Below are 13,595 nucleotides of genomic sequence, written 5' to 3' on the forward strand. Positions count from 1 at the left end.
GGTTTTGGGACTTCTTTATAATAATTGTGCGGGATCACGACAATGAAAAAAGTGGCATTACTGGGCTTCGGCCTGATGGTTGTATCGGCGGCGGCGAACGCCATCAGCATTAACGGCTCGGCGGGTCAGGATTATACCCACCTGGGCTTTGGCATGGGTACCGAGACATCCGGTCTGGCGATGACCGGCGGCTGGACGCATAACGATGACGACGGCGACGCGGCCAGCCTCGGCCTGGGTCTCAACGTTCCTCTTGGCCCGTTCCTGGCCACCGTTGGCGGTAAAGGTATCTATACCAACCCAAATGACGGTGATGAAGGGTACGCGGCGGCAGTGGGCGGCGGCCTGCAGTGGAAAATTGGCGACAGCTTCGGCCTGTTTGGTGAGTACTACTATTCGCCGGACTCCCTCTCCAGCGGTATCGAAAGCTATGAAGAGGCCAACGCCGGTGCGCGCTGGACCATCATGCGTCCGATTACCATCGAAGCTGGCTATCGCTATCTGAACCTGGCCGGTAAAGACGGCAACCGTGACAACGCGCTGGCCGACGGCCCGTACGTGGGCGTTAGCGCAGGCTTCTAATCACTCCGGCGCGGCGTTCTGTCGCGCCAGTTTCTCTCTTCTCCACCCCGCGTTTGCGCTATAGTGTTTTGACCATATAAGCGGGAGAACATAATGATTAACGTGGAGATGTTATCCACCGGCGACGAAGTGCTGCATGGACAAATTATTGATACCAATGCTGCCTGGCTTGCCGATCTTTTCTTTGAGCAAGGATTACCGTTAACGCGCCGCAATACCGTAGGCGACAATCTTGAGTCGCTGGTCGCTATTCTGCGTGAGCGCAGCGAGCACTGCGACGTGCTGATTGTGAACGGCGGACTCGGCCCCACCGGCGACGATCTCAGCGCGCTGGCCGCCGCGACCGCAAAAGGCGAAGGGCTGGTGCTGCACGAGGCGTGGCTTTCGCAGATGGAGCGCTTTTTCTCCGAACGTGGCCGCGTCATGGCCCCAAGCAACCGCAAACAGGCTGAAATTCCCGCCAGTGCTGAACTGGTCGATAACCCGGTGGGTACCGCGTGCGGGTTTGCTATGCAGCTGAACCGCTGCCTGATGTTCTTTACGCCGGGTGTGCCCTCAGAATTTAAAGTGATGGTCGAGCAGCAGATCCTGCCGCGCCTTCGCGATCGTTTTACCCTGCCTGAACCGCCGCTGTGCCTGCGTCTGACCACCTTTGGCCGCTCGGAAAGCGATCTGGCCCAGAGCCTCGATCATCTTCCGCTGCCGCCAGGCGTGTCCATGGGCTATCGCTCCTCCATGCCGATCATTGAACTTAAGCTGACAGGCCCGGCCGAACAGAAAGAGGCGATGCTGGCCCTGTGGCCCGAGGTGCAGCGCGTGGCGGGCGAAAGCCTGATCTTTGAAGGTACGGAAGGGTTGCCCGCGCAGATTGCGACGCATCTACAGGCGCGTCAGCTGAGCGTGACCTTAAGCGAGCAGTTCACCGGTGGCCTGCTGGCGCTGCAGCTGTCGCGCGTCAACGCGCCGCTGCTGGCCAGCGAAGTGGTGCCGTTCCAGCAGGAGACTCTCGCGCAAACCGCCCGCTGGGCGTCCGAGAGAAGGGTGAAGCATTTTGCCGGTCTGGCGTTGTTTGTCGGGGGGCTGGACGAGGAATACCTTAACTTCGCGCTGGCGACGCCGGAAGGCACCTGGGCGCTGCGGGTTAAAATGAGCATCACCCGCCATAGCCTGGCGGTGCGTCAGGAGGTTTGCGCGATGATGGCGTTGAACATGCTGCGCCGCTGGCTGAATGGCAAAGAGGTTGCCAGCGAGCACGGCTGGATCCATGTGGTCGAGTCGCTGTTCATCGAGTAAAACCTGTGCCGGGGCCTTTCGCCCCGGCACTGTTCAGCCCAGCGCCTTCGCCAGCAGGGTAATCGGATGTTCACAGCGCTTGCTGGTGGACATCTCAATCTGCCACTTGCAGGTTTCGCAGTCCGTTACCACGATATCCGCGCCGCTCTCTTCAATCTGACGGAACAGCGGGGCGCCAATCGCCTGTGACGTTTCGTAGTTTTCACGCTTAAAGCCGTAGGTCCCCGCAATCCCGCAGCAGCGCGAATCCAGCACCGTCAGCTCCAGGCCTGGAATAAGCCGCAGCAGCTCCAGCGTATAGAGCGACCAGCCCATCTTTTCCATATGACACGGCGTGTGATAGACCACTTTCAGCGGCAATTTTCCCAGCGGCAGCGTCTGCCCGCTATCCAGTTTGCGCCACAGGAAGCGCGTCGCCAGCTCGATGTGCTCGCGCAGGCCGGTGTTATCCACGTCCAGCAGATGCGGGTACTCATCGCGCAGTGTGAAGGTACAGGTGGACGAGGTCGCCAGCACCGGAATACCTTTATCGACAATGGCTTCGCGCAGGGAGGTGACATTGCTTTGAGCCTGCCTGCGCGCTTTATCGGTAAACCCGTTGGCAATTAGCGGTACGCCGCAGCACTTCTCTTTGTTCAGTAACTGAACGCCCGTGCCCATGGCGTTCAGCACCTTCAGTAGGTCTTTACCCAGCTGTGGGTGGTTGTAGTTCACATAGCAGCCGTGGAAAAAGGCCACCTGATCGGCGTACTGCGCCTGCTGTGCCGCGACGGATTTGTACCAGCGGCGGAAGGTGCCGTGAGAATATTTCGGCAGGCTGCGGTGATGGTCTATCTTCAGCGTGGCATCCAGCAACTGACGCACCGGTTTGAGCGAGGTCGCGGCATTCACGATGGGGGCAAAGGGCGTCGAGACGCTGCCCATCAGATCGGTGTGGCTCAGGATCGCATCGCGCAGTGTCGGTTTTTGCGTGCTGTAGCGCGCCCGGGCGCGCTGAATGATATCGCCGATTTTCACATCCGACGGGCAGGCGACTTCGCAGCGTTTGCAGTTAATGCAGTATTTCAGCGCTTCATCGTACAGCTTGCCGTCCTTCAGGCGCAGGCGCTCGCCGTCCGGCCCGGCCTGCTTTGGTCCGGGATAGCGTGGGTTAACGCCGCTGACCGGGCAGACGGTGGTACACACCGTGCATTTGATGCAGCTTTCAAAACGGGTGTCGTTCATTGTTCAGCCTCCGTGCGCTGGCTAATCTGCTCTGCCACATACAGCGCCGTGACGGCGCAGACCCCGCCACCGCATCCCTGGGCAATGGGATCGTACCCGCCCAGCAGCGAGCCGATGGCAAAGAGATTCCTGACGGGTTTACCGGAAAGCTGCGGATGCAGCTGGTTATCGACAATCACGCCGAACTGTTGCCAGGGCTGCGGCGAGAAGAAATCACTCTGATACCAGTCCGCGCGTGAGGCATGCTGGCGAACATCCAGCCCCATAATGGCTTCCCGGATGCCCTCCCGGCTGCTCAGCAGCCCGTTGCTGAAGAAGCTGCCGCTGGCCAGTACCGTATAGCGGGCGCGAAGCGGAATATCGTCGTGGTTGCGCGTCCAGATTTCGCTCACCGCGCCGTCGGTCAGGGTGATTTTATTCACCTCATCACCCGCCATCCACACGCCGCCCTGCGCGACAAACTGACGCTGGAGCTGGGTATGCAGGCGAATGCCGGGTACGGAAGGGGGCAGCGTTGGCAGCAGGCCGAGCGAGCAGGGCAGACGATCCGAGAGCCAGCGCCAGAGTCGGTTGTCGCGTAAACCGAAGCAGGCGGGCATCAGCATGGCATCGCAGGTTTCGCCGAGCGGCCTGAGCGCGTCATACAGCAGCGGCCATTTGTCCTCGTTATCAAGAAAACGGGCGATATTCACCGCGCGAAACTCGCTCGGGTTATCGCGCAGGACATCAAGCTCGGGCAGTTCTATCTCTGCCGTTTCCGCGTTAACGCCCTGGCGACAGAGCGACGCCGCTGCGAGATGGGGCTGGAAATCCAGAAAGCCGCTAATCCCTACCACCCGCACACGTCCCGCGCGAATGGGGGCAATGGGCACCTCCTCCGGGCTGAGCCACGCGGAACGCAGGGTGCCGAGCGGCGTAACGCGCTGGTGATTGAGCCGGGCGCTGCCCTGCAGACGCGCGCCGCAGTCCGCCAGCAGCGCTTCGGTTTCCAGCGCAAAGCGGTCAATATGCTGCGCGCCAATCAGGTGATACGGGTGCTCCGGCGGCAGCTTATCGCGGTACGCTTCGTCCACCAGATCCAGCGAGCCCGACGAGAAGTGCAGGGCGCTCTGGCCCCGGGTGATAATGGCGCAGCGCAGCCCCTGCTTCGTGAGTTTGATGCCGCAGAGCAGGCCTGCCAGCCCGCCGCCGACGATTACGGTATCAAATTTCATCGCGTTGCTCCTTCTCAAGACCGCAAAGCCCCTGGTAGACCCAGCGGGTAAATTCGCTTTCGCGCAGGGAATCGCCCCAGGCGACAGGCTGAATGCCTTTCCAGCGCTCGTTTAAAAACGCGCTGAGCTGATCGAGCGACTGGGTGGCGGTGGTGGTGTGAAAACGCTGCAGCAGACCGGCGGCACGACAGGCGCACAGCTCGCCCTGACAGGTGCCCATTCCGACGCGGGTGCGGCGGCGAAGATCGAGCAGGCTGTTGACCGTCAGATTCTCCACCGCGTACTGCACCTCACCGGCGGTGACGGCTTCGCACTCGCACACCAGGCTGCGGCTCAGTCGTCCTTCACCGAGCCACTGTGGCGTTCTGTCGCCGTGGCGGTAAATAGCGGACCCGCGCAGCGGCGCGGGCAGGGAGATAATTTTTTGCAGCGTCTTCTCGGTGGACTGACGCGAGCCGGGCAGGGCTTGTTCTGCCGTCACGCACTGTTCGGTATTGCCCAGCTTGCGGCAGACGGCATCGGTCGCCCACTCGGCCATCAGGCGGTAGGTCATCAGCTTGCCGCCGGTGATGGTGATAAACCCGTCCATGCCGTCGCGTTCGGCGTGATCGAGCAGCACGATGCCCCGGCTGACGTTACGTCCGCTCGGGTCGTTGTCGCTGGCGACCAGCGGACGCACGCCGGCGTAGGCGCGAAGAATACGCGTCTGGGCCATCACCGGCGCCAGTTTTTCCCCTTCGCGCAGCAGGATGTCCACCTCTTCAGCGGTGACGCGGTTGTAGTCAATCTCACTGTAGTCCACGTGGGTTGAGGTCGTCCCGATTAACGAAATGGTATCTCCCGGCACGAGGATATCGGCGTCAGACGGTTTGCGGCAGCGGTTGATCACGTGGTTATTGATGCGGTGGTCTAGGATCAGCAGCGAGCCTTTCGCCGGGAACATGCGCACCGACAGGTCCGCGTATTCCGCAATCCGCTGCCCCCAGATCCCCGCCGCGTTGACCACAACGGCGGCATACAGCTCGCTGTGTTCGTTATATTGCGTATCAAGGATCCGCACGCCGCAGATACGATGGCCTTCGCGGATAAGCCCGGTCACTTCATGCCCGGTCAGGATGTGCGCGCCATGCTCGCGGGCGTCCAGCATATTGGCGGCGGTCAGGCGGAACGGATCGACGGTGCCGTCAGGGACCTTCACCGCGCCGATAAGCGCCGGGTTAACCGACGGTTCCAGCCGCCGCGCCAGCGCCGGATCCAGGGCCTCAGCCTGAATGCCCGCGGCGCTGCAGGCGGTAATAAAGGTGTCCTGAAAGGCGAGATCATCTTCGGGAAGGGTAATAAAGAGGCCGTCGGTCGGCTCAATGCAGTGGCGGGCGATACGCTTGAGGATCTGGTTTTCAGCAATACATTCGCGCGCGGATTCAGCGTCGGTGACCGCATACCGCGCGCCGCTGTGCAGCAGGCCGTGGTTACGCCCGGTTGCGCCCGTAGCGATATCATGGCGTTCCAGAAGCGTGACGCTCAGGCCGCGAAGGGCGCAATCGCGTGCGATCCCGGCGCCGGTTGCGCCACCGCCAATGATTATCACATCGCTGTAGCGAGGATCGTGAATGGTCATTGTTTACCCTCTATGTTCGTTTTTTATCATTTAGCCATATTAATTTTGTGGTTTGTTTGATTTCGAACATAAACGCGCGTAATTCGAAAATGAAACGTGATTTCATGCGCTTTTTTGCGCATTCTGTCATATTTCTGTAACAATCTGTGCGTTGATTCACAGTAACAATCACCGTGATTTCTTAACATCCCCGCCTCTGGAATTCAGGTGCGAGCCACCTGCTCATTCATTTCAAGGCCACGGAGGCTGTTATGCTCAGTATCTTCAAACCTGCGCCCCACAGGGCGCGTCTGCCAGAGGCAGAAATAGATCCGCTCTATCGCCGTCTGCGTTGGCAAATCTTCCTGGGGATCTTCTTCGGGTACGCGGCGTACTACCTTGTACGTAAAAACTTCGCGCTCGCCATGCCGTATCTGGTGGAGCAGGGCTTTTCCCGCGGCGATCTGGGGTTCGCGCTGTCGGGGATCTCCATCGCCTACGGTTTTTCCAAATTCATCATGGGCTCCGTGTCGGATCGCTCGAATCCGCGCGTGTTCCTGCCCGCCGGTCTGATCCTGGCGGCCGCGGTGATGCTGTTCATGGGCTTTGTGCCGTGGGCTACCTCCAGCATTGCCATCATGTTCGTGCTGCTGTTCCTCTGCGGCTGGTTCCAGGGGATGGGGTGGCCGCCGTGCGGACGCACCATGGTGCACTGGTGGTCGCAGAAGGAGCGCGGCGGCATCGTGTCGGTGTGGAACTGTGCCCATAACGTGGGTGGCGGTATTCCGCCGCTGCTGTTCCTGCTGGGGATGGCCTGGTTCAACGACTGGCACGCTGCACTGTATATGCCTGCCTTTGGCGCCATCGTGGTGGCGATTTTCGCTTTCGCGCTGATGCGTGATACGCCTCAGTCCTGCGGCCTGCCGCCGATTGAAGAGTACAAAAACGACTATCCGGATGATTACAGCAAGGAGCACGAAGAGGAGCTGACCGCAAAACAGATCTTCATGAAGTACGTCCTGCCGAACAAGCTGCTGTGGTACATCGCGGTGGCGAACGTGTTCGTTTACCTGCTGCGCTACGGCATCCTCGACTGGTCGCCAACCTACCTGAAAGAGGTAAAGCACTTCGCGCTGGATAAATCGTCCTGGGCCTATTTCCTGTATGAATATGCCGGGATCCCAGGCACGCTGCTTTGCGGCTGGATGTCGGACAAGGTGTTTAAGGGTAACCGCGGTGCGACGGGCGTCTTCTTTATGACCCTGGTGACCATCGCGACGGTTGTTTACTGGCTTAACCCGCCGGGCAATCCATCAGTAGACATGGCCTGCATGATCGTCATCGGTTTCCTGATTTACGGTCCGGTGATGCTGATCGGCCTGCATGCCCTGGAGCTGGCGCCGAAAAAAGCGGCGGGCACGGCGGCAGGCTTTACCGGCCTGTTCGGTTACCTCGGCGGTTCGGTCGCGGCGAGCGCCATTGTGGGCTACACCGTTGACTTCTTCGGCTGGGACGGCGGCTTTATGGTGATGATCGGCGGTAGCGTGCTGGCGGTACTGCTGCTGATTGTTGTGATGATCGGTGAGAAACGTCACCACGCGGAAGTGCTGGCACGTCGTCAATAAGGAGCTTTACGATGAAATTAACTCAGTTAGCGACAGGCCTGCTGCTGGCGGGCCTGATGACAGGCTCCGCGCTGGCGGCGGATAAAATCGTTATTGCCCACCGTGGCGCGAGTGGCTATCTGCCGGAGCATACGCTGCCGGCGAAAGCGATGGCCTATGCGCAGGGCGCGGATTACCTCGAGCAGGATCTGGTGATGACGAAGGACGACCAGCTGGTGGTCCTGCATGACCACTATCTGGACCGTGTGACGGACGTGGCGGAGCGTTTCCCGGACCGCGCGCGAAAAGATGGCCGCTACTACGCCATTGATTTCACCCTGGCGGAGATCCGTTCCCTGAAGTTTACCGAAGGCTTCGAGATTGAAAACGGCAAGAAGGTGCAGGTCTATCCGGGACGTTTCCCGATGGGCAAATCTGACTTCCGCATTCATACCTTCCAGGAAGAGATTGAGTTTGTTCAGGGGCTGAACCACTCAACCGGTAAAAATATCGGTATCTACCCGGAGATCAAAGCGCCGTGGTTCCACCATCAGGAAGGGAAAGACATTGCCGCGAAGACGCTTGAGGTGCTGAAGCAGTACGGCTACACCAGCAAGAAGGACAAAGTCTACCTGCAGTGTTTTGATGCCGCCGAGCTGAAGCGCATCAAAACCGAGCTTGAGCCGAAGATGGGCATGAACCTCAACCTGGTGCAGCTGATTGCCTACACTGACTGGAATGAAACTCAGGAGAAACAGCCGGACGGGAAGTGGGTGAACTACAACTACGACTGGATGTTTAAGCCGGGCGCGATGAAGCAGATTGCGCAGTACGCCGACGGCATCGGGCCGGATTATCACATGCTGGTGGAGGAGGGCTCAGCGCCGGGCCACGTGAAGCTGACGGCGATGGTGAAAGAGGCGCACGCCAGCAAGATGAAGGTGCATCCGTATACCGTGCGTGCAGACCAGCTGCCGCCGTATGCCACGAATGTGAATCAGCTTTATGAGGTGTTGTATAACCAGGCGGGCGTGGACGGACTGTTTACGGATTTCCCGGATAAAGCGGTTGAATTCATTCACCGGAAGTAGGTTTTGTAGGTCGGGTAAGGCGAAAGCCGCCACCCGACAATCAGGCTCTGCGGCCTGATGCCCTCACCCTAACCCTCTCCCACAGGGAGAGGGAATAAGGGCAATCACATCTCAATTTCGATATCACCTTTTGCCCGGCAGCAGCAGGGCAAAATTTCCCCTTCGTTGATAAAGGCCAGCGGCTCGGTCAGCCAGTCTACCTGGCCTGCGACCAGACGGCAGCGGCAGGAGCCGCAGTAGCCGGAACGACACTGGTACTCTACTTCTACCTGATGCGCCTCAAGCGCCACCAGCAGAGAAGGGTGCTCCTCCCGACACAGTACCTCAGTGCCGGAAAGACTTAACGTGACGCGTGGCATCAGAGCTGGAAGTTGCTCAGGTCGTCGGTGTTGACTTCAGAATCAATCTGACCGACCAGATAAGAGCTCACTTCCACTTCCTGCGGCGCAACCTGCACGTTATCGGACACCAGCCAGGTGTTGATCCACGGGATTGGGTTAGAGCGCGTCTGGAACGGCAGGTCGAGACCGACAGCCTGCATGCGGATGTTGGTGATGTACTCAACGTACTGGCACAGGATGTCTTTGTTCAGGCCAATCATGGAGCCGTCGCGGAACAGGTAATCTGCCCACTCTTTCTCCTGCTGAGCCGCCAGTACGAACAGGTCGTAGCACTCCTGCTTGCACTCTTCGGCGATCTCCGCCATCTCCGGATCGTCCGTACCGCTGCGCAGCAGGTTCAGCATGTGCTGGGTACCGGTGAGGTGCAGGGCTTCATCGCGGGCAATCAGACGGATAATCTTGGCGTTGCCTTCCATCAGCTTGCGCTCGGCAAAGGCGAAGGAGCAGGCGAAGCTCACGTAGAAGCGGATCGCTTCCAGCGCGTTGACGCTCATCAGGCACAGGTACAGCTGCTTTTTCAGCGCACGCAGGTTTACGGTGATGGTTTTACCGTTCACGTTGTGGGTGCCTTCGCCCAGCAGATGCCAGTAGCTGGTCATCTCGATCAGTTCGTCGTAGTAATGGGCAATGCCTTCCGCGCGCTTCTGGATCTGCTCGTTGGTGACGATATCGTCAAACACCACCGCCGGATCGTTCACGATGTTGCGGATGATGTGGGTGTAAGAGCGGGAGTGGATCGTCTCGGAGAACGCCCAGGTTTCCACCCAGGTTTCCAGCTCAGGAATGGAGATCAGCGGCAGCAGTGCCACGTTCGGGCTACGGCCCTGAATAGAGTCCAGCAGCGTCTGGTACTTCAGGTTGCTGATGAAGATATGCTTTTCGTGATCCGGCAGCGACTGGTAGTCAATACGGTCGCGGGAGACATCCACTTCTTCCGGGCGCCAGAAGAAGGAGAGTTGCTTTTCAATCAGCTTTTCGAAGATGTCATATTTTTGCTGATCGTAGCGTGCCACGTTGACCGGCTGGCCGAAGAACATCGGCTCTTTGAGCTGGTCGTTTTTCGTCTGTGAAAAGGTGGTATATGCCATGAGTGTGTCCTAAAAACGTAGGCCGGGTAAGCGTAGCGCCACCCGGCATTTACATTAGATCTTACATGCGCCGCTTTCGCAGCCATCGTCCTGAATTGACGGAACCAGGTCGTCCTGCGCGTCTTCCGCACCGTCACGGGTGTTGTGATAGTACAGCGTTTTCACGCCAAACTTATAGGCGGTGAGCAGGTCTTTCAGCAATTGCTGCATCGGAACCTTGCCTGACGGGAAGCGCGTCGGGTCATAGTTGGTATTGGCAGAGATCGACTGGTCGATAAACTTCTGCATGATACCCACCAGCTGCAGGTAGCCGTCGTTGTTTGGCATTTCCCACAGCAGCTCGTAGTTGTTGCCCAGCGTTTCGTAGTCCGGTACGACCTGACGCAGCACGCCGTCTTTCGACGCTTTGATGCTGACGTGGCCGCGCGGCGGTTCGATACCGTTGGTGGCGTTAGAGATCTGCGAAGAGGTCTCGGACGGCATCAGAGCAGAGAGCGTGGAGTTACGCAGGCCGTGCGTTTTAATGGACTCGCGCAGGCCTTCCCAGTCGAGATGCAGCGGCTCGCTGACGATCGCATCCAGGTCTTTTTTGTAGGTGTCGATCGGCAGAATGCCTTTCGCGTAGGTGGTTTCGTTGAACCACGGGCACGCGCCTTGCTCTTTCGCCAGCTCGTTAGAGGCTTTCATCAGGTAGTACTGAATGGCTTCAAACGTCTGGTGCGTCAGGTTGTTAGCGCTGCCGTCGGAGTAACGCTTGCCGTTTTTCGCCAGCCAGTAGGCGAAGTTGATCACGCCGATACCCAGGGTACGGCGGCCCATCGCACCGCGTTTCGCTGCCGGGATTGGGTAATCCTGGTAGTCCAGCAGGGCGTCGAGGGCACGAACCGCCAGCACGGCCAGCTCTTCCAGCTCGTCCAGGCTTTTAATCGCGCCCAGGTTGAACGCGGACAGCGTACACAGCGCGATTTCGCCGTTTTCGTCGTTCACGTCTTCCAGCGGTTTGGTCGGCAGAGCGATCTCCAGGCACAGGTTAGACTGGCGCACTGGTGCAACAACCGGGTCAAACGGGCTGTGGGTGTTGCAGTGGTCAACGTTCTGGATGTAGATACGGCCCGTAGAGGCACGTTCCTGCATCATCAGGGAGAACAGGTCTACCGCCTTCACGCGCTGCTTGCGGATGCTGTCGTCTTTTTCATATTTGGTGTACAGACGCTCGAACTCGTCCTGATCGGCGAAGAACGCGTCATACAGGCCTGGAACGTCGGACGGGCTGAACAGGGTGATGTCTTCACCTTTCAGCAGACGGGTGTACATCAGCTTGTTGATCTGCACGCCGTAGTCCATGTGACGCACGCGGTTGCCTTCGACACCACGGTTGTTTTTCAGGACCAGCAGGCTTTCCACTTCCAGGTGCCACATTGGGTAGAACAGGGTCGCAGCACCGCCGCGCACGCCGCCCTGAGAGCAGGATTTTACTGCCGTCTGGAAGTGCTTATAGAACGGGATACAGCCGGTGTGGAACGCTTCACCGCCGCGAATCGGGCTGCCCAGCGCACGGATGCGGCCGGCGTTGATGCCGATACCGGCACGCTGGGAAACGTATTTCACAATGGCGCTGGAGGTGGCGTTGATGGAATCCAGGCTGTCACCACACTCGATCAGGACGCAGGAGCTGAACTGACGGGTAGGGGTGCGCACGCCAGACATGATTGGCGTCGGCAGAGAAATTTTGAACGTCGATACCGCATCGTAGAAACGCTTCACGTAATCCAGACGGGTATCACGCGGGTAGTTTGAGAACAGGCAGGCGGCCACCAGAATGTAGAGGAACTGGGCGCTTTCGTAGATCTCACCGGTTACGCGGTTCTGGACCAGGTATTTGCCTTCGAGCTGCTTCACCGCCGCGTAGGAGAAGTTCATGTCGCGCCAGTGATCGATAAACCCGTTCATCTGCTCGAACTCTTCTTCCGTATAGTCTTCCAGCAGATGCGTGTCGTATTTGCCCAGCTCAACCATTTTCACCACGTGATCGTAAAGCTTCGGCGGCTCAAACTGGCCGTAGGCTTTTTTACGCAGGTGGAAAATCGCCAGACGTGCAGCGAGGTACTGATAATCCGGTGCTTCGCGGGAGATGAGGTCTGCCGCCGCTTTGATGATGGTTTCGTGGATATCAGACGTTTTGATGCCGTCGTAGAACTGAATATGAGAACGCAGTTCAACCTGGGAGATAGATACGTTGTTCAGTCCTTCTGCTGCCCAGTCGAGAACTCGATGGATTTTGTCCAGATTGATACGCTCGGTAGTACCGTCGCGCTTTGTCACCAGCAGACTCTGATTCATGTGGGTTTTACCTGTCCGTGAAATAAAAAATATCCCCCGCTTATCCACAGATCCGTCTTGTGACTAACTCTGTGGATAAATACTACATATAGGGGGTTTGCGATAAGAAAAACGCTATATGGTGAGTATTCTAGTATCGAATCTTTTCAGCACAAGGGTTGATTTTGACGTTAAATTGAGGTTGTGAAAGGGTAAAAAAGGCTAAGTCCTCGTACCGTAAGGCCTGGAAGACATGTCAATAATTAAGAAAAAAAATTCAAAATTTGATCGAGTGCTGATTTCTTCAACGAGAGGTCAGAATTGCGCAACATGATGTCGCGCAATCTTTATAAGAATAACGAATGACGTTAGTCGTTTTTGGCGGTTGTGTGCAACATATAGTTAACATCAACGCCCGGTGCGAGTTTGAATTTATTGGTCAGCGGATTGTAGTGCAGGCCGATGATGTGCTGCTCTTTGAGCCACGTCTGGTCAACCCAGCTTAACAGCTCTGCAGGCTTAATGAATTTCTTCACGTCGTGGGTCCCTTTCGGCACCATGCGCAGCACATACTCCGCGCCGACAACGGCCATCAGCCAGGCTTTAGCATTGCGGTTGAGGGTTGAGAAGAAGACCTGGCCGCCCGGTTTTACCAGTTTTGCACAGGCGTGCACCACCGACTGCGGATCGGGAACGTGCTCCAGCATCTCCATGCAGGTCACCACATCGTACTGATGGGCGTGTTTTGCCGCGTGCTCTTCTACGGTTTCCTGCACGTATTCCACCTGTATACCGGAATCCAGCGCATGAAGACGGGCCACCTGCAGCGGTTCAAAGCCCATATCCAGGCCCGTAACATTCGCCCCTTCGCGCGCCATGCTCTCAGCCAGGATGCCGCCGCCGCAGCCGACGTCGAGCACTTTCTTACCGAACAGACCGCCGGAACGCTCCGCGATATAGCCCAGACGCAGCGGGTTAATACGGTGCAGCGGTTTGAACTCACCTTCGAGATCCCACCAGCGGGACGCCACCGCTTCAAATTTGGCAATCTCTTCGTGGTCAACGTTGTGAACCACCGGGGATTTTTCGGCATTCATGGGCGCTTTTACTCCTTATTTAGCAAGACGAATGAGTATATCAGGCAATCCCCGTGAATAAAGCGTATAGGTTTACCTCAATCAC

Annotated in this window: 11 protein-coding genes; 4 read left to right on the forward strand and 7 right to left on the reverse strand. The window is 58.0% G+C overall.

Annotated features, from left to right (window positions below; translation table 11 throughout):
• The first annotated feature begins 42 nt into the window (after positions 1–42).
• Both ACDO57_RS01565 and ACDO57_RS01570 read left to right on the forward strand, forming a co-directional pair.
• Entirely contained in the window at positions 43–582 is a 540-nt protein-coding gene (locus ACDO57_RS01565) for a YfaZ family outer membrane protein (RefSeq protein ID WP_024908211.1), read from the forward strand.
• 93 nt (positions 583–675) lie between these two features.
• Entirely contained in the window at positions 676–1,875 is a 1,200-nt protein-coding gene (locus tag ACDO57_RS01570) for a nicotinamide mononucleotide deamidase-related protein YfaY (protein ID WP_024908210.1), read from the forward strand.
• 33 nt (positions 1,876–1,908) lie between these two features.
• On the opposite strand, the gene glpC is transcribed toward ACDO57_RS01570, so the two are convergent.
• From glpC to glpA, 3 genes are read right to left on the reverse strand one after another with little or no spacing between them, the layout of a single operon-like run.
• On the reverse strand, positions 1,909–3,099 hold the full coding sequence (gene glpC, locus ACDO57_RS01575; RefSeq protein WP_048992450.1) for an anaerobic glycerol-3-phosphate dehydrogenase subunit GlpC: 1,191 nt from the start codon (positions 3,097–3,099) through the stop codon (positions 1,909–1,911).
• A complete protein-coding gene (gene glpB, locus ACDO57_RS01580) occupies positions 3,096–4,313 on the reverse strand; it encodes a glycerol-3-phosphate dehydrogenase subunit GlpB (protein WP_370883440.1) in 1,218 nt (405 codons plus the stop codon). The genes glpC and glpB overlap by 4 nt, the downstream gene beginning before the upstream one ends.
• Positions 4,303–5,931, reverse strand: coding sequence for an anaerobic glycerol-3-phosphate dehydrogenase subunit A (gene glpA / locus ACDO57_RS01585; protein WP_370883441.1), 1,629 nt, complete (start codon positions 5,929–5,931; stop codon positions 4,303–4,305). The genes glpB and glpA overlap by 11 nt, the downstream gene beginning before the upstream one ends.
• A gap of 251 nt (positions 5,932–6,182) precedes the next feature.
• Between glpA and glpT the strand changes: the two genes are divergently transcribed.
• Positions 6,183–7,535 (forward strand): glycerol-3-phosphate transporter, encoded by a 1,353-nt coding sequence (gene glpT, locus ACDO57_RS01590; RefSeq protein ID WP_024908206.1) that lies wholly within the window; start codon positions 6,183–6,185, stop codon positions 7,533–7,535.
• Between the two features lie 11 nt (positions 7,536–7,546).
• A complete protein-coding gene (gene glpQ / locus ACDO57_RS01595) occupies positions 7,547–8,605 on the forward strand; it encodes a glycerophosphodiester phosphodiesterase (protein ID WP_048992456.1) in 1,059 nt (352 codons plus the stop codon).
• A 104-nt stretch (positions 8,606–8,709) separates the two neighbouring features.
• Here glpQ and yfaE read toward each other — a convergent pair whose 3' ends face one another.
• The 4 genes from yfaE to ubiG form a co-directional block, all read right to left on the reverse strand.
• A complete protein-coding gene (gene yfaE, locus ACDO57_RS01600) occupies positions 8,710–8,964 on the reverse strand; it encodes a class I ribonucleotide reductase maintenance protein YfaE (RefSeq protein WP_023325749.1) in 255 nt (84 codons plus the stop codon).
• Positions 8,964–10,094: a class Ia ribonucleoside-diphosphate reductase subunit beta gene (gene nrdB, locus ACDO57_RS01605; RefSeq protein ID WP_023312514.1), complete on the reverse strand. Its 1,131-nt coding sequence runs from the start codon at positions 10,092–10,094 to the stop codon at positions 8,964–8,966. The genes yfaE and nrdB overlap by 1 nt, the downstream gene beginning before the upstream one ends.
• 54 nt (positions 10,095–10,148) lie before the next feature.
• A complete protein-coding gene (gene nrdA / locus ACDO57_RS01610) occupies positions 10,149–12,434 on the reverse strand; it encodes a class 1a ribonucleoside-diphosphate reductase subunit alpha (protein WP_032646595.1) in 2,286 nt (761 codons plus the stop codon).
• Positions 12,435–12,781: 347 nt separating this feature from the next.
• Positions 12,782–13,510 (reverse strand): bifunctional 2-polyprenyl-6-hydroxyphenol methylase/3-demethylubiquinol 3-O-methyltransferase UbiG, encoded by a 729-nt coding sequence (ubiG, locus tag ACDO57_RS01615; RefSeq protein WP_267216883.1) that lies wholly within the window; start codon positions 13,508–13,510, stop codon positions 12,782–12,784.
• Positions 13,511–13,595 lie beyond the last annotated feature (85 nt).

Source organism: Enterobacter cloacae complex sp. 2015409 (assembly GCF_041365315.1).
Lineage (GTDB): Bacteria > Pseudomonadota > Gammaproteobacteria > Enterobacterales > Enterobacteriaceae > Enterobacter > Enterobacter pseudoroggenkampii.